At 63.3% G+C, this 15,855-nt stretch carries 13 protein-coding genes and 2 riboswitches; of the genes, 8 read left to right on the forward strand and 5 right to left on the reverse strand.

Annotated elements, in window-relative coordinates; genetic code table 11:
- Window positions 1-402: 402 nt before the first annotated feature.
- Window positions 403-1,347, forward strand: a complete 945-nt coding sequence (locus JMY24_RS24490) for a flagellar brake protein (protein ID WP_128596735.1) — start codon at window positions 403-405, stop codon at window positions 1,345-1,347.
- Between the two features lie 36 nt (window positions 1,348-1,383).
- On the opposite strand, the gene JMY24_RS24495 is transcribed toward JMY24_RS24490, so the two are convergent.
- The 4 genes from JMY24_RS24495 to cobW form a co-directional block, all read right to left on the reverse strand.
- On the reverse strand, window positions 1,384-2,010 hold the full coding sequence (locus JMY24_RS24495) for a vWA domain-containing protein (RefSeq protein ID WP_201703159.1): 627 nt from the start codon (window positions 2,008-2,010) through the stop codon (window positions 1,384-1,386).
- A 98-nt stretch (window positions 2,011-2,108) separates the two neighbouring features.
- Window positions 2,109-3,179, reverse strand: coding sequence for an ATP-binding protein (locus JMY24_RS24500; protein ID WP_201703076.1), 1,071 nt, complete (start codon window positions 3,177-3,179; stop codon window positions 2,109-2,111).
- On the reverse strand, window positions 3,176-7,003 hold the full coding sequence (gene cobN / locus JMY24_RS24505; RefSeq protein WP_201703077.1) for a cobaltochelatase subunit CobN: 3,828 nt from the start codon (window positions 7,001-7,003) through the stop codon (window positions 3,176-3,178). The genes JMY24_RS24500 and cobN overlap by 4 nt, the downstream gene beginning before the upstream one ends.
- Before the next feature lie 6 nt (window positions 7,004-7,009).
- Complete coding sequence (cobW, locus tag JMY24_RS24510; RefSeq protein ID WP_128596733.1) at window positions 7,010-8,113, reverse strand: cobalamin biosynthesis protein CobW; 1,104 nt, start codon at window positions 8,111-8,113, stop codon at window positions 7,010-7,012.
- Window positions 8,114-8,270: 157 nt separating this feature from the next.
- A riboswitch (cobalamin riboswitch) is annotated at window positions 8,271-8,551 on the reverse strand.
- A gap of 69 nt (window positions 8,552-8,620) precedes the next feature.
- Window positions 8,621-8,865, forward strand: a riboswitch (cobalamin riboswitch).
- Window positions 8,866-9,095: 230 nt separating this feature from the next.
- On the opposite strand from cobW, the gene cobA reads away from it, so the two are divergent.
- The 5 genes from cobA to bluB are packed head-to-tail and all read left to right on the forward strand — an operon-like array spanning window position 9,096 to window position 12,807.
- A complete protein-coding gene (gene cobA, locus JMY24_RS24515) occupies window positions 9,096-9,863 on the forward strand; it encodes a uroporphyrinogen-III C-methyltransferase (RefSeq protein WP_128596732.1) in 768 nt (255 codons plus the stop codon).
- A complete protein-coding gene (locus JMY24_RS24520; protein WP_128596731.1) occupies window positions 9,860-10,282 on the forward strand; it encodes a cobalamin biosynthesis protein in 423 nt (140 codons plus the stop codon). The genes cobA and JMY24_RS24520 overlap by 4 nt, the downstream gene beginning before the upstream one ends.
- A complete protein-coding gene (gene cobO / locus JMY24_RS24525) occupies window positions 10,279-10,881 on the forward strand; it encodes a cob(I)yrinic acid a,c-diamide adenosyltransferase (protein WP_128596730.1) in 603 nt (200 codons plus the stop codon). The genes JMY24_RS24520 and cobO overlap by 4 nt, the downstream gene beginning before the upstream one ends.
- A gap of 2 nt (window positions 10,882-10,883) precedes the next feature.
- Window positions 10,884-12,182 carry a cobyrinate a,c-diamide synthase gene (locus tag JMY24_RS24530; RefSeq protein ID WP_201703078.1) on the forward strand — a complete coding sequence of 433 codons (1,299 nt, stop codon included), beginning with the start codon at window positions 10,884-10,886 and terminating at the stop codon, window positions 12,180-12,182.
- A complete protein-coding gene (gene bluB, locus JMY24_RS24535; RefSeq protein WP_128596728.1) occupies window positions 12,166-12,807 on the forward strand; it encodes a 5,6-dimethylbenzimidazole synthase in 642 nt (213 codons plus the stop codon). The genes JMY24_RS24530 and bluB overlap by 17 nt, the downstream gene beginning before the upstream one ends.
- Before the next feature lie 184 nt (window positions 12,808-12,991).
- On the opposite strand, the gene JMY24_RS24540 is transcribed toward bluB, so the two are convergent.
- Window positions 12,992-13,729 (reverse strand): response regulator transcription factor, encoded by a 738-nt coding sequence (locus JMY24_RS24540; protein WP_201703079.1) that lies wholly within the window; start codon window positions 13,727-13,729, stop codon window positions 12,992-12,994.
- Between the two features lie 843 nt (window positions 13,730-14,572).
- Between JMY24_RS24540 and JMY24_RS24545 the strand changes: the two genes are divergently transcribed.
- Together JMY24_RS24545 and JMY24_RS24550 are read left to right on the forward strand one after the other, a co-directional pair.
- Window positions 14,573-15,094 (forward strand): 2,4'-dihydroxyacetophenone dioxygenase family protein, encoded by a 522-nt coding sequence (locus JMY24_RS24545; RefSeq protein WP_128596727.1) that lies wholly within the window; start codon window positions 14,573-14,575, stop codon window positions 15,092-15,094.
- The gene (locus JMY24_RS24550; RefSeq protein WP_201703080.1) at window positions 15,091-15,840 is read left to right on the forward strand and encodes an SDR family NAD(P)-dependent oxidoreductase; all 750 of its coding nucleotides are present in this window, start codon (window positions 15,091-15,093) and stop codon (window positions 15,838-15,840) included. Before JMY24_RS24545 ends, JMY24_RS24550 begins: the two co-directional genes overlap by 4 nt.
- The last annotated feature ends 15 nt before the right edge of the window (window positions 15,841-15,855 follow it).

Consider the following 15,855-nt stretch of genomic DNA (forward strand, 5'->3'; position numbering starts at 1 on the left):
TTCCTTTCATTACTGTGTGAGACTTGATACTTTCGCTTTGCGTGAATCCGGAGATCCACTCGCGTCGCGCATCAAGCGCCCACACTTATCGGCTGTTAGTTTTTAAAGATCATTCGCGAAGAAGCTCTGCTTTCTTCGCGTCCGTCATCAAACGGGAGGCGAATTATGCGATGCGGCCCGCAGCCCGTCAACCCCTCAACTGCAATTATTTTCAGAAAGTTGAGAAACGGAACAAACAGTACTTTCCTCCTGCGCTCCTGAATAGTTAGGCATCCAATACAATTTGCCGGTTTGCCGGATCACGAACACTCGAAAGCCGCCTTTGCAGTTCCGTACCAACTAAAGCTCTCTCGCCGGGCGCCGTTAAACTGGATGTCCCGCCACTCAAATGATCGCTGTTCAATGGACGAATCAGCCGACCAGCAAGTCCCGAATCCCGCGTCCGCAGTGCCTTCGCCCGTCCTCAGCGCCGACGCGGTGCCGGTAGGCACACCGCTCGAGTGGCCGATCGTCGATGCCGACGGCTCGCTGCTCTTTGCAAGCGGCACTGTTCTCGCGACTGCCGACGAGCGCGCATTTCTCTTTCAGCACTTCCAGCCGCGCCGCGGCGACCTGCCCGACGCGGCAGCACAGCCACCAGTTGAAGCCGACCTGCATGCCGAGGCGGACAACCCGTTGACGCCCGCCGACATGCGCGTCGAAATCGGTGCATTGATCGGCGTACGCCTGCAAGTGGGTAGCGGTGCACCAATGCATCCATGCCGCATCATCGGTTTTGCGCCGAATCATTCGCTGTTCATCACTCCGCCGCTTCAGCAGGGCCGCATGCTTGCGCTCAGCCTTGGCGAAAACATCGAGATCGTCGCGATAGCAAGCCAGGCGGTGTTCCGTTTCGTATGCACAGTCGACGCCGTCTGCCGCTCTCCGTTCGATTACGTGGTGCTATCCAGACCCGGCCCCATCCGCCGTCTGCGCGAACGCAAGTCGATTCGCGTTCAAACGCATTTCGCGGTTCGCTTCGGCATCGGTGAAACCGGCGACACGTACGACGGCCTCGGCGTGGCGAAGAGCCTCAGCGCGATTGGCATGTCGCTGATGGCGCCGTGGGCATTGGGCGTCGTCGGCGACCGGTTGCGCGTGGCTTTCCGGCTCAGATCGGCGGAGATGGACACAGAGATACAGACCGCGGCCGTGATCCGTAACCTGCAGAAAAGCACTGGCGCCGACGCTTCGTCGGTTCATGGACTCGAATTCGATCAACTCGAACCAGCGCAGCAGATGGCGATGAAGGTCTTCGTGTTCGATCGTCAGGACGATGTACAGCAGTGGTCGCAGGGCTTCAAATAAGCACGAAGCGGGCAGCCCGCGAAGCGCCCCTACCCGTCAACCGATGAGTTCTTCCGGTGTGACGCGGCGTGCGCCCCACGCGCTCGCCATTCGCTCGCAGCGGCCGAGCCGTATCGCGCCGCGCTCGAAGTCGACGAATACGACTTCGTCCGCATCCAACGGGCGCGTCGCTTGATCAGTCGTGCGGCCGTCGGTCAGAACCCACAGCCAGCGGTGTTGCGCCGGCTTGCGGTGCGCGCTGCGCTCGAGCAACTGCGCTGCATGTCGAATGCCCGCTGCGAACGGCGTGCCGCCGCCACCGCCGACGGGCTCAAGCCAACGCTCGTTCCACCAGCGCGGCACTGCCGGGCCGAAGCGCAAGTCCGCGCCGGTTCCGCCGAAACAGATCAGCGCAGCCTCGGCACGCCTCGCACTTGCGCGGTCGAATAGCGCAATCAACAAGCCCTTCGCGAGTGCGAGGCGCTGACCGGCGAGCATCGAGCCGGAGCAGTCGAGCACGAAGCAGTGCAGCACACCGCCGCGCTGCGTCTCGCGCACGAAACGCAAATCTTCGGCACGCAGCGCCGGTTGCCCGCGCTCTTCCCGCTGGTCCTTCGCTCGTCGCTGTCCACTCGCAGCAAATGTCGGCGGCCATGCGATACGCCGTCCCGGCTCGCCACGCAGATGTCCACGCGCATCGCTGCACAAACGCGAGTGCGTCTGCGCCCGTTGCCGCCATCGAAAACCGCTGCGCGAGTCAGCGGCGGCGCCCTTCCGATGGCTCAGCGTTTTTTTACGTTAAGCGGTATCACGCCTTTGACGTGCGTCGTCGCGGCTGGCTGCGGCGGCAGATAACCCCAGTCGCCATCGCCGGTCTCGACATCAGAAGATGAGGGCGTAGCCGAACTCTGCGGTAAATCGCGCGGCACTGTTTCGCCGCCAGCTGCACTGTTAGCAGTCGACGTATCCCGTTGACGCCGCCTATGCACGAGCACCGCCTCGGCAACGAGATCGACATGCTGCGACGTTACTGCATCGCTCTGCTCCAACGCCGCGAGCGCTCGCGCGGCGCGGAGCATCACGAGGTCGGCGCGCAAGCCGTCCACTGCGGCGTCGATACACAACGCGCTGACATGCGCGTGCACGGCGTCGTCGAAAGAAAGCTGCGCCAGCTTTTCGCGTGCCGCGCGGATCCGCTCGACGTAATGCGCCTGCTGTCGAGCGTAACCGGCGCGAAAGGCCACCGGATCGAGATCGAAGGCGAGCCGCGCCTTCACGATCTCTTCACGCACGCGCGGCTCGAAACAGTTCTGCAACTCCACCATCAAGCCGAAACGGTCGATCAATTGCGGCCGCAACTCGCCCTCTTCGGGATTCATTGTGCCGATCAGCACGAAGCTCGCCTCGTGACTATGCGATACCCCGTCGCGTTCGACGGTGTTCACACCGCTCGCTGCGGCGTCGAGCAACGCATCGACGAGCGCATCGGGCAGCAGATTCACTTCGTCCACATACAGCACGCCACGATGCGCCCTGGCGAGCAGGCCCGGGGAAAAGCGCACAGAGCCGTCGCGAAGTACGGTTTCGATATCGAGCGTGCCGATCAGACGATCCTCGCTCGCGCCAAGCGGCAGATTCACCAGTTGCCCTTCCGGCAGCAACTCGGCGAGCGCGCGTGCCGCTGTCGATTTAGCCGTGCCCCGCGGCCCGCTCACCAGCACGCCACCCAGCCCCGGATCGATCGCCGAGAGCAACAGTGCCTGCTGCAGCGGTGCCTGTCCGATCAACGCGGCGAAAGGAAACGTCGGTCTTTGCGCCGGATTTTGCCGTGCATCCTGCCTGGGTGCATTCATGGTTGCATTCCTTCAATCTGCTGTTCGCTCGCGAGCAGATGTTGTTCGACTTGCGCGCGATAGTCGCCGGGCGCCTGCCACAGACCGCGCTGCATCGCTTCTAGCAGGCGCTCGCAAATCGAATGCAACGCATGCGGATTGTGCCGTTGCAAGAACTCGCGCGTATCCGCGTCGTTCAGATACGCGTCAGTGACGAGCGCATATTGATGATCCGCGACCACGCGCGCGGTCGCATCATAGCCATAGAGATAATCGACCGTTGCGGCAATTTCAGAGGCGCCCTTATAACCATGGCGCTTTACACCGTCGATCCATTTCGGGTTGACCACGCGCGAGCGCACTACGCGCGCGATCTCCTCGTGAAGCGTGCGAACCCGCGGCGCGGCGGGATTGCTGTGGTCGGCGTGATAAACGCTCGGCTGATTGCCCGCAAGATGGCGCACGGCCGCGACCATGCCGCCCTGAAACTGATAGTAGTCGTTCGAATCGAGCAGATCGTGTTCGCGGTTATCCTGGTTCTGCAATACGACGTCCATCGCGGCGAGGCGTGTGCCGAATGCGTGACGCGCTTCTTCGCCCGCGCTTTTCTGCGTGTACGCATAACCGCCCCAAGCCTGATAGGCACTGGCGAGGTCCGCATCGGTCTGCCATTGTTGCGAGTCGATCATGTCCTGCAAACCGGCGCCGTAAGCGCCCGGACGCGCACTGAATACGCGCCAGCCGGCGCGCTTGCGCGCTTCGGCTGCGTCCATGCCGCGTGCGATCAACGCATCGCGTTCACGCAGCACACGCTCGCGAATCGGGTTCAGTTCGGGAGGTTCGTCCAGTTCGGCGACGGCCTGCACCGCAGCATCGAACAGATGCATTACGTTCGCAAACGCGTCGCGGAAAAAACCTGATACACGTAACGTGACGTCGATGCGCGGCCGGTCGAACGCCTCGATCGGCATGATCTCGAAGTCGGTCACGCGATGGCTTCCCGGCGCCCACTTCGGCCGAACGCCGAGCAATGCGAGCGCTTGCGCGATGTCGTCGCCGCCGGTGCGCATCGTCGCGGTGCCCCACACGGACAGACCAATCGCACGCGGGTAATCGCCATGCTCCTGCAAATGCCGCTCGATCAACTGCTGCGCCGACTTCAGCCCGAGCGACCAGGCCGCTTGTGTCGGGACCGCCCGCGTGTCGACCGAATAGAAATTGCGGCCAGTCGGCAGCACATCGGGCCTACCCCGCGATGGCGAACCGCTCGGCCCCGGCGGCACGAAACGCCCTTCGAGACCGCGCCTAAGATGCGTCATCTCCTGCGTCCCGCATGCGTCGAGCCGCGGCAGCACGTCGTTGCGCAAGCGCTCGATCACGCGCCCGGCTTGCGGCAGGCTCGCTTCGTCCAGTGCGCTCGACGCATGCGTATTCGTATCAGTATGCGTTTGCATCCGCGGTTCGCATACGCTCCGCAGCATTTCCGCTGCGAACAGTTCCAGACGCTCGCGCGTATCCCCGCAGTGCCGCCAGGGCGCATCGCTGACCTGTTGCAGAATGTCGGGACGCGGACCGGTCCAGGCCGCGGACCAATCCACCGATAGCGGGTCGAAGAAATGATCGATCTGGAGATCGCGCGCCAACGCATCGATCAACCCCGCGTTGCCGCCTTGCCCATCGCCGACAGGAAAGCGCGCTAACGCAAGCAGCGTATCGCGTCGTTGCACTCCTTGCGGCGATTGACCGAACGTGTGCAAACCATCGCGAATCTGCGCTTCCTTCAATTCACACAGCCACGCATCGACCCGCGTGAGCAGCGCATCTTCGTCGTCTTCGCCCTTCGGCTCGGACAGGCTCAATTCTTCATGCAGCTTATGTTCGACGATAGTCGCGAGAATCGTGCGCCGTAATAGCCTTGCGCGGCGCGGGTCGACCATCAGCGCTTCATAGTATTCGTCGACCTGGCGCTCGAGGTCTTGCAACGGACCGTAGCTTTCGGCGCGCGTGAGCGGCGGCATCAGATGATCGACGATGACAGCTTGCGCGCGGCGCTTGGCCTGACTGCCCTCGCCTGGATCGTTAACGATAAACGGATACAGATGCGGCATGGGCCCGAGAATCAGATCGGGCCAGCACGTATCGCTCAATGCAACGCTCTTGCCGGGCAGCCATTCGAGGTTGCCATGCTTGCCCACATGCACGACCGCGTCGATGCCGAACTGATGACGCAGCCAGAAATAGAACGCGAGATACGCATGCGGCGGCACGAGCTCCGCGTCGTGATAGCTCGCGTAATCGCCCTGCTCACGCGAGCGCGACGGCTGAATGCCGACGAACACGTGGCCGCAGCGCCAACCTGCAATCATGAAACGGCCGCGCCGCACGCTCGGGTCCTGCTCCGGCGGGCCCCAACGCGCATTCAGCGCATTGCGCGCTTCGGCGGGCAGCGCGTTGAAATGCGCGAGGTAATCGCCAAGCGCAAGGCTTTGCAAAGCGGGTCGCAGATCGCGCACCACGGGATCGTTCGTCACGCCCTCGGTGAGCTTCTGCAATAGCGCGTCGCCGTTCGCGGGCACCGTTGCGACGCGATAACCTTCATCGCGCAACATCGACAGAATTCCGACTACCGACGCCGGCGTATCCAGCCCGACTCCATTCCCAATGCGCCCCTCGCTCATCGGATAGTTGGCGAGAATCAGCGCGAGTTTCTTGTCCGCGTTGTCGAGCGAGCGCAGGCGGCACCAGCGGCGGCTCAATTCGGCGATAAAGCCCACGCGTTCGAGATCCGGCTGATAACGCACCACATCGACTTCCGTATGCGGACAGCGATACGCGAGTCCCTTGAAACTGATTGCGCGCGTGATGATGCGCCCGTCCACTTCAGGCAGCGCAATATGCATGGCGATGTCGCGCGAATTCAGGCCTTGATTGTCCTTGAGCCAGTCCTCGCGATTGCCGCCGCTCAAAATCACCTGAAGCACGGGTGCGTCGCCGGCGAGCGCGAGCGGTTCCGGGTCATCGATCGCGGAAGCGGCGAACGCAGTCGTATTGAGTACCAGTGCCGCGTTATGTTGAGCGCACAACGACTGCACGACTTCGCGACTCACCGCATCTTTCAACGACGTAATGGCGATTGGCAGCGGATTCACGCCTTGTGATTCGAGCGCTTCGATCAGCGCGTCGAACACTGCTGTATTGGCCGCCTGAAGATGCGCCTTGTAGAAAAGTATCGCCGCAACCGGCGCATCGTGCCGCCAGCGCGCTTGCCAGTCGGCGATTGTCGGCGTGTCGCGCTGTGGATGATAAAGCGACGCGGCCGGCAACGCGCGCGGCGGCGCTGGCTCCTGTCCCCAACCAAGCGCGCGATGCGCGATGCAGCGCAGAAACGCCTCGGCGTTCTGCGGACCGCCTTCCCGCAAATAACGCCACAACTGATGGCATAGATCCGCGTCCGCGGTGCTGCGCGCAAGCAGATTGGGGTCTTCCTGCAGATCGCCCGAAAACATCGCAAGCGTTTGCTGTTTGCGCTCCGCCAGCGCGACGACCTGCTCGATGCCGTACGGCCAATACGCTTCGCCGCCAAGATGATCGACTACGACAACGCGCGCGTGTTGCAGCACATCTTCGACGTAGAAGTCCACCGACGCCGCTTGCCGCAGATAGGTGACGTTTGCGAGGCGCACGCTCGGGAAGCCGTCGCCGAGACGAGGAAACGCGCTTGCCAGCAGCGACAGCGTGGTGTCCGCCGAACTGAGCACGACGATATCCGCAGGCCGCTGATCGATACGGATCACGCCCTGCGTATCGTCGACGAAACCGCCCGGCGTAGTGCGCAGCAGATGCATGTGCGCTTACGCCTGCTGCGCCGCGACGCCCGACGCTGGGGCGTTCGACAAGGCCAACGCCGCGTCGAACGCGCGTTGCAGCGCGGCCTGATCGAGGTCTTCGCCGATCAGCACGAAGCGGCTTTCGCCCGCCTCGCCGGGTTGCCAGCGTCGGTCGAAATAACTGTCGAAGCGCCGGCCCACGCCTTGAATCACGAGACGCATTGCTGCGCCGGGCAAGGCCGCGAAACCCTTTACACGGTAAATGGTGTTGCTCTGAACGAGCGCTTGCAGTGCGGCGATTACCGCGTCACGCGACAGCGCGTTTGCATGCACCACCACCGAATCGAACTCATCGTGATGATGATCCGCGTCGTCCGCCGAACCGTGATGGTCGTGGCGCAAGTGAATCGTTTCTTCCGATGCCGCTTCGAGCCCGAACAGCGTGTGCAGATCGAGCTGCCCCATCTGCGCGCGCACGACCTTCACTTGCGGCGGAATCTCTTCGCGTATCAACGCTTCGACCGCGTTCTGACGAGCCTCATCGAGCAGATCTGTTTTGTTCAGAATCACCAGATCGGCCGAGGACAATTGATCTTCGAACAACTCGTGCAGCGGCGATTCATGATCCAGATTCGGATCGGCTTTGCGCTGCGCGTCGACAGCGAGCGGGTTTTCCGCGAACTGGCCGCTCGCCGCAGCGGGGCCGTCGACCACGGTAATCACTGCATCCACGGTGAAACTGTTTTTGATCTGCGGCCAGTTGAACGCCTGCACGAGAGGCTTCGGCAACGCGAGCCCCGATGTTTCGATCAGCACATGGTCGATCTGCTCACGGCGCTCGACGAGCTTTTCCATCACCGGAAAAAATTCCTCCTGCACCGTGCAGCAGAGGCAGCCGTTCGCGAGTTCATACAATTGCCCTTCTGTTTCGACACCGTTCTCGTCGCAACCGACGCCGCAACCCTTCAGGATTTCGCCGTCGATACCGAGTTCGCCGAACTCGTTGACGATCACCGCGATGCGCTTGCCGCCCGCATGCTGAAGAATGTGCCGCAAGAGCGTGGTCTTGCCGCTGCCGAGAAAACCCGTGACGATGGTGACGGGAATCTTGCGCATTTGAGTTTGCATCGTGAGGTCCATTCCAGAAGTTGCAGACGCCGGCCGGCGTAGTCGGCACGCATGAGGTCCAGCGCGCGCCTCTGGCATGAACGACGGCCTTGCTACAACAGGAAAAACGCAGAAAACGGGTGTGAGGGCATGAGCGCAGCGCCGCATCCCCGCGACGTTCGCCCTTCGTGTTCCGGCCGGTATCCGGGCTGGCGAAAGCGCCGCTTCCCCTTCCCGAACGAGTGATTTCTCGCCCAGTGGTGATATGCCCACGCGGCCTTGCGCGTGGACATCGAAGCCGGCACTGCGGCGCCATGCAAACTGCCATGACGTCACTTTTCGCTTACCGTTGCGGGGGCAGCACAGGTTGGCCCAAACCGTGACAGGCGGGCGCCCTGTTTCCCGTTTAACTGCATGCGCACGAGCGCGCACACGAGCACCAGAAGTGCGTGCGAGTGTAGGCCCACCGTCTGGCGCCGTCAAGGAAACGCGGGCCCGGCGCGCTTATCGCACGGGCTTCCCGTGTGCTATCGTATGCGCGCGTTTGGTGCCCGCACATGCATTCGCGTGTGCAGTTAAACGGGAAACAGGCAGCGCTCCTGCGCTCAACCTGTGCTGTCCCCGCAACGGTAAGCGACCTGCGGTGCAATGTTCTTGCTGCGCCGCGCATGCGTTTTCGATGCCACTGTCCGATCCATTCGAATGAATGCGGGCGGGAAGGCAAAGCGCGTGAGGCCGCCAGCCCGGATACCGGCCAGACGCGGAGGCGGCCGCGCGTTTCACGACGTCACGCCGCCGGCAGCCGGAATCCGCGAGGGACGGATGTGAAGGCGCTGAAGCACGATGCAGCGACCGGGTCCGCACCCGTGCGTGCCGTCGTGCGTGAAGACACCGCTTGAATGACTTCGATCTCCACTCAATTGGGCCCATTCGCGTGCCGCTCCGCATGGTGCGTGCCGGCGTGGCGCGCAACGTCGTTGCCGTGCACGATTAGCGAGCCGCGATGACACGCGCGTGGCTGATCGGCGCAGGTCCCGGCGACGTCGAACTGATGACGCTGAAGGCAACGCGCGCCCTCGCACAAGCCGACGTGATACTCGTCGACGATCTCGTGAATCCCGACGTGCTGCAATTCGCGCGCGCCGACGCGTCAATTGTCCATGTCGGCAAACGCGGCGGTCATCCGTCGACGCCGCAAGAAGGCATCGTCGCGCAAATGCTCGAGCATCTGCGTGCCGGGCGCAGCGTCGCGCGGCTCAAGGGCGGCGATCCGTTCGTGTTCGGCAGAGGCGGCGAAGAGCAGCAGGCGCTGCATGCCGCCGGCATCGAAGTGGAGATCGTCAGCGGAATCACGGCGGGAATCGCGGCGCCCGCAGCTATCGGCATTCCGGTTACACACCGCGATCATGCGCAAGGCGTGGTATTCGTGACCGGCCACGGCGCGGGCAGCAGCGAGCCGGATTGGGCCGCGCTCGCCGCCACCCACATGACACTCGTCATCTACATGGGCATGCGGCGGCTGAACGATATCGCCGGCGCATTGCTCGCGGCCGGCATGCGCGCCGACACGCCGTGTGCGGCGATCGAATCGGCCACGCGTCCGGAGCAACGCCATGCACTTTCCACCCTCGGCGAATTCGCCGATGCCGTCGCGCGTGCGGGACTCGGATCGCCTGCGATCGTGGTGATCGGCGGCGTCGCCTCGCTGGCGCTCGCGCGTGCCGCCGCGGCAAGCTCATCAGACGCGGCGTCTTCGCCGGACGCGAAATGAAAACGCTCAGCGTGGGCATCGGCTGCCGCCTGCATACATCGGCGGACGAAATCGAAACGGCGGTGCGCGCAGCGCTCGGTTCGCACGCCTTCGAAGAGATTGCAACGGTAGCCTCCATTGAAACGAAAGCAGGCGAACAGGGCCTGCTGGAATTCTGCGCGCGTCACCGGTTGCCGCTGCAAGTGTTCAACCGCGAGCAGATTGCCGCGATCAGCGTTCACGAACCGTCGGCTGCCGCGCGCGAGCATCTCGGCGTGGACGGCGTGTGCGAACCGTGCGCGTTGCTCGGTGTGGCCGCCGCTCGCACCGCGCGTCTGATCGCTCGCAAAACCGTTTACGCTGGTGTCACCGTGGCGATTGCATCGACCGAGCCCGCACCAGCAGACACTGTCACCATCATCCAACAGGACCTTCCATGAAGACCGATCCCGAATCGCACCAACGCATGACCGAACGCCGGCGCGAAGGCCATGAAAAGAAGCAGGCCAACGCGACCGTCGAAAAGGGCCTGCTGATCGTCAACACCGGCACCGGCAAGGGCAAGACAACCGCCGCCTTCGGCATGGCCGTGCGTGTGCTCGGCCACGGCATGCGCCTTGGCGTCGTGCAGTTCATCAAGGGCGCGCTGCATACGTCGGAGCGTGACTTCCTCGGCGCAATTGCCAACTGCGACTTCGTGACGATGGGCGACGGCTACACCTGGAACACGCAGAACCGCGACGCCGACATCGCCACCGCGCGCAAAGGCTGGGACGAAGCGCGCAGGATGATCGAAAGCGGCGACTATCAGATGGTCATCCTCGACGAACTGAACACCGTGCTCAAGTACGAATATCTGCCGCTCGACGAAGTGCTGTCCGTCATCAACGCGCGTCCGGCGATGCTGCATGTGGTCGTGACCGGCCGCCACGCGCCCGATGCGCTGATCGAAGCCGCCGACCTCGTCACCGAGATGCGCATCGTCAAGCATCCGTACCGCGAGCAAGGCGTCAAGGCGCAGCGCGGCGTGGAGTTCTGAACGTGTCCGCCTGCCCCGCGCTCTTCATCAGCGCGCCCGCGTCGGGTCAAGGCAAGACCACGATCACCGCGGGCCTCGCGCGCTACCATCGGCGGCTGGGGCGGCGTGTGCGTGTGTTCAAGACCGGGCCCGACTTTCTCGATCCGATGATCCTCTCGCGCGCAAGCGGCGCGCCCGTGCTGTCGCTCGATCTATGGATGGTCGGCAGGGACGCCTGCCGCAATCTTCTCGCGCAGGCGGCGGACGAAGCCGACCTGATCCTGATCGAAGGTGTGATGGGCCTCTTCGACGGCACGCCGAGCAGCGCCGATCTCGCGACCGCTTTCGGCGTGCCGGTACTCGCGGTGATTTCGGCCAAGGCGATGGCGCAGACCTTCGGCGCGGTCGCGTTTGGCCTCGCCAATTTCCGGCCTCAGGTGCCGTTTCATGGCGTACTCGCGAACCGCGTCGGCTCCTCGCGTCATGCGCAAATGCTCGAAGAGGCGTTGCCGCCCACGCTGCACTGGTGCGGGCACATTGCCGCCAGCGACGAAATCGAATTGCCCGATCGCCACCTCGGCTTGCATCAGGCCGCGGAAATCGACGATCTCGACGCGCGTCTGGATCGCGCCGCCGATGTACTCAGTCATACAGCGCTAGCCGAGTTGCCGCCCGCCGTGGAGTTTGGGCCGCCCACGCCGCAAGTACTTCCGCGCCTTCTGCACAACAGAAAAGTTGCCATCGCGCGCGACGCCGCGTTCTCGTTCATCTACCCGGCCAACGTCACGCTGCTCGAAGCGCTCGGCGCCCACGTCCACTACTTTTCGCCGCTCGCCGACGAAGCGTTGCCCTCCGACACCGATGCGTTGTATCTGCCCGGCGGATATCCTGAACTGCACGCCGCGGCCCTCGCCGCGAATGCCCGCAGCGCCGCGGCCATCCGCGCGCACGCGGCGGCCGGCAAACCGCTCGTCGCCGAATGCGGCGGCATGCTATATCTGCTCGATAAGCTCACCGACACGCAGGGTGTCAGCACGTCGATGCTCGGCCTGCTGCCCGGTCACGCGACGATGCAAACACGCTTCACGGGGCTCGGCATGCAACAGATCGACAGCATGCATGGTCCAATGACCGGCCACACGTTTCACTACTCGAAGCTGAGCATGTCGCTCTCGCCGTTGCGTTCAGCCACGCGGCCTCAAGGCGATGCACCGGGCGAGGCTGTATATCGCGTCGGCTCGATTGTCGCGACTTACATGCACGCTTACTGGCCCTCCAACCCGGCCTTCACGGCCGCTCTGTTCAATGGCGAAGCCTTTTAACGAAGCCGACCGCGACGCGGTCTATCGCGCGATTTACGAGCGCCGCGACATGCGCCATTTCGTGGGCGATCCCGTCGATGCCGCGGTATTGCAGCGTCTGCTCGATGCCGCACATCACGCGCCGAGCGTGGGCTTCATGCAGCCGTGGCGCATCGCGCGCATCACCGATCCCGCCTTGCGTACCGCCTTGCATGCGAACGTCGAAAGCGAACGGCTTGCCACCGCCGACGCGCTCGGCAAACGCCGCGAAGAGTTCATGAAGCTGAAAGTAGAAGGCATGCTGGAGTGCGGCGAACTGCTCGTCATGGCGCTGATGGACGGCCGCGAGCGGCACATTTTCGGCCGCCGCACACTGCCGGAAATGGACCTCGCCTCGGTGGCGTGCGCGATCCAGAACATGTGGCTCGCCGCCCGCGCCGAAGGGCTCGGCATGGGTTGGGTGTCCCTGTTCGACGTCGACGCAGTGCGCCGGCTTCTGCGCATGCCGGAAGGCGCGCGGCCCGTGGCCATACTATGTCTTGGCCACGTCGACCATTTTTATAGCGAACCGATGCTGCAAACCGAGCGATGGGCGGAGCGCACGCCGCTCGCCGATTGCGTGTTTGAAAACCGCTGGCCCGAATAGGAAACATAGGCGGGCGGCGCAGCTTTCGCGCGCTGCTTCAGCGCGCGGGACGGCTGCGCATGGGCCGAAGTGGGCGCGAAGCAGGCCAACGCGAACAGTCCCGAGGCCGCCAGCACCGCGCCCGCGCGGCGGCCCGTCGAGCCGGTCCTGCCGCGCATGGCTAAAGCGCCGTCGACGGAAAACGTCACGCCTGCCCCGCTTGCGGGCGGTCTGCGGCTGCGGGTGCATCGCTCGCGGACTGCAACCGCTCCAGCCTGTAGCCATAGCCGTAAATCGGCGTCAGACGGTAGCCGTGTTCGGGCCGCAGGCCGAGCTTGCTGCGCAGCATCGAGACGTGCGTGTCCATCGTGCGCGAGGGGATATCCGTCGCCTGCTTCCAGACGACGTCGAGAATATGCGCGCGCGACAGCGGCCGGCTCAGATGCTGGAACAGCAACAGCGCGAGCTCGAACTCCTTCTGGGTGACCGCGACCTTCGTTCCGCGCACCACCACATGCTTCGCATGCAGATCGAATTCGAATTCGCCGAAGACTTCCCTCGCCGCCGGCGGCTTCAGATGATAGGCGCGGCGCAGCAGCGAACCGACGCGCGCGAGCAGTACGGCGGCCGGGACCGGCTTGACGACGTAGTCGTCGGCGCCGATGTTCAGGATCGACGTGATCTCGCTCTCCCGGCCGCGGCTCGTCATGAACAGCACTGGCAAGCGTTCTGACAGGCTTTCCCGCACCCAGCGCAATACTTCCTCGCCCGACATGTCGGGCACATTCCAGTCGAGCACGAGCAGGTCGAATGTCTGGCGCCGTAACTGCCGCACCAGTTCGCGCCCCGCGCCGTATGCGTGACAAACATGGCCCGCCGCCGACAGTGTTTGGCAAACCAGATCGGCCTGCGCCGAATCGTCATCCAGGACAGCAATTCTCATAAAAACCCCGCAACGCGACTTCGTCGTTTGTTCGTCGTTCGTTCGTCGTTCGCTGGCAACTGTCGCAGCCGCGCATCAGCGGCCGCGACCGGTTACCGGCAAGCCGGCGGATCGACCGGGATACCTGCGCGCGCTGGCCCGGCCATCCGGCTTTTCATTCATCTTCGGTTTGAAGTTTCTTTGACTCTCTTTCGACTAATGGTCCTTCGCCTCGCGCCCCGTACAACCCTGCCGCCACCCCATCTCAAAATTAGCGCGCATTTTTCGATTCCGGAACGGCGATTATCAGCCGCCGATAATCATAATCGAAAAGACGGTCGATCTTTGCTGAATGCCATTAAACGGTTCAGCGGCGGCGGCTGTCGGGCCGCATGCCGCTTCTGCCGCTTCTGCCGCTTCTGCGCGCCATTCGCGCCGCCTCTCAGGTCCCGCCGGTTACTTTCGGCCGTATGGGCTCGCCATATAAAAAAGTGGTCTCTCTCGCACGGTGCAGGCCCCGCGACTTTCTTTTTCAAACCGCGGCAGGCTTTTCGGAAACAGCGATTTGACAATTCGAGTGAGTATAGAAACGGTCTCGAAATAAATCGTTTAAGGATTGTCAAATCGGTCGGATACCGCCGTTGTAGACGCGCAATGAAGCCGTCAAGTCCGCACAAACTATACGGTCGATCATGAGGTGATCGGATTCAGATGGGCAGGGCGCCCTTCGTCGCGGACGTAGCTACCGCGAGACCACGGACTAAGTGAAATCCCCAGGCTTGACCCATCTATAAGCGCCATCCCATAATCAACCACATCATGGACATTACGTCCATATTATGGACAAACATAAGGAGAGCACGCATGCCAGAGGCGACCCATTCACCCATGACGCCGTACCAGCTTCCTTTCCCGAAAGAAGCACAACAGGAGATTGTCGTTCCTTCTGCGATTCCGACGGACGAGCGCGTCTGGGTGCCGCAAGCCGAGAACGTCTCGTTCCGCCCGCTGTGCCTGAACGCGTCGCAAGGTTACTGGATGAACCTGCTGCGCGTTCGCAAGTCGGGCGTGCTGAGCCGCCACCGGCATCCGCAAGCCGTGCACGGCATGGTGCTCAAGGGCCGCTGGCGATATCTGGAGCATGACTGGGTCGCGACCGAAGGCAGCTACGTGTACGAGCCGCCCGGCGAGACGCACACGCTCTACGTGCCCGAAGACGTCGAGGAAATGATCACTTACTTCCAGGTGAACGGCGTGATGTTCTATTGCGACCCCTACGGCAACTACACCGGCTACGAGGACGTCTTCACGAAGATCGACATGTGCCGTAAGCACTACGCGGCCGTAGGACTCGGCGAAGATTTCGTGGACCAGTTCATCCGATGAGCAGCCGCTCGAGCTTCGCCGGATACGACTTCTCCGGCCGCGTCGTCGTGGTAACGGGCGCGGGGGGCGGTATCGGACGCGCGATTTGCGACGCCTTCGCGCGCAACGGCGCGTCGGCGGTGAACTGGGATCGCGTGCCGGGCGATCTCGAGGCGCCGCATGCACCGCGTCATTTCGCCGTCGACATCACGCGTGTCGACTTGATCGAAACCGCACTCGCCGCAACGCTGGATGCATACGGGCGCATCGACTACCTCGTGAACAATGCAGGCTTCGCCGGGCCCACGATGCCGCTCGATGAATACGATCCGCTCGAATGGCAGCGCGTGATCGAGGTGAATCTCCTCGGCACCTATCACGTGAGCCGCCTCGTGGTGCCGGTGATGCGCCGCGCGAACGCCGGACGTGTCGTCAACGTGGCTTCGCTCGCGGGCAAGGAAGGCACGCCGAACTCGTCGGCCTACAGCGCTGCCAAAGCGGGTGTGATCGCGATGACCAAATCGCTCGGCAAGGAGCTGGCGCAAACCGGCATCCTCGTGAACGGTATCGCGCCCGCAGCCGTTCAGACGCCACTTCTCGAACAGATGTCGCCAAGCCATGTGCAGACGATGATCGACAAGAGCCCGATGGGCCGGCTCGGCACGACGCAGGAGGTGGCTGAGCTCGCACTGTGGCTTTGTTCGGATTCCTGCTCGTTCAGCACCGGCGCGATCTTCGATCTTTCCGGCGGACGCGCGACCTACTGAACGCTCGCTCCGCAC

Source organism: Paraburkholderia kirstenboschensis, assembly GCF_904848585.1.
GTDB lineage: Bacteria > Pseudomonadota > Gammaproteobacteria > Burkholderiales > Burkholderiaceae > Paraburkholderia > Paraburkholderia kirstenboschensis.

What these genes read in the sequence shown, in the direction of transcription:
- cobW (WP_128596733.1), bottom strand. Translation starts at nt 8,113, where the DNA reads ATGCAAACTCAAATGCGCAAGATTCCCGTCACCATCGTCACGGGTTTT.
- JMY24_RS24500 (WP_201703076.1), bottom strand. Translation starts at nt 3,179, where the DNA reads ATGAATGCACCCAGGCAGGATGCACGGCAAAATCCGGCGCAAAGACCG.
- JMY24_RS24520 (WP_128596731.1), top strand. Translation starts at nt 9,860, where the DNA reads ATGAAAACGCTCAGCGTGGGCATCGGCTGCCGCCTGCATACATCGGCG.
- JMY24_RS24545 (WP_128596727.1), top strand. Translation starts at nt 14,573, where the DNA reads ATGCCAGAGGCGACCCATTCACCCATGACGCCGTACCAGCTTCCTTTC.
- cobA (WP_128596732.1), top strand. Translation starts at nt 9,096, where the DNA reads ATGACACGCGCGTGGCTGATCGGCGCAGGTCCCGGCGACGTCGAACTG.
- cobN (WP_201703077.1), bottom strand. Translation starts at nt 7,003, where the DNA reads ATGCATCTGCTGCGCACTACGCCGGGCGGTTTCGTCGACGATACGCAG.
- cobO (WP_128596730.1), top strand. Translation starts at nt 10,279, where the DNA reads ATGAAGACCGATCCCGAATCGCACCAACGCATGACCGAACGCCGGCGC.
- JMY24_RS24550 (WP_201703080.1), top strand. Translation starts at nt 15,091, where the DNA reads ATGAGCAGCCGCTCGAGCTTCGCCGGATACGACTTCTCCGGCCGCGTC.
- JMY24_RS24490 (WP_128596735.1), top strand. Translation starts at nt 403, where the DNA reads ATGGACGAATCAGCCGACCAGCAAGTCCCGAATCCCGCGTCCGCAGTG.
- bluB (WP_128596728.1), top strand. Translation starts at nt 12,166, where the DNA reads ATGGCGAAGCCTTTTAACGAAGCCGACCGCGACGCGGTCTATCGCGCG.
- JMY24_RS24540 (WP_201703079.1), bottom strand. Translation starts at nt 13,729, where the DNA reads ATGAGAATTGCTGTCCTGGATGACGATTCGGCGCAGGCCGATCTGGTT.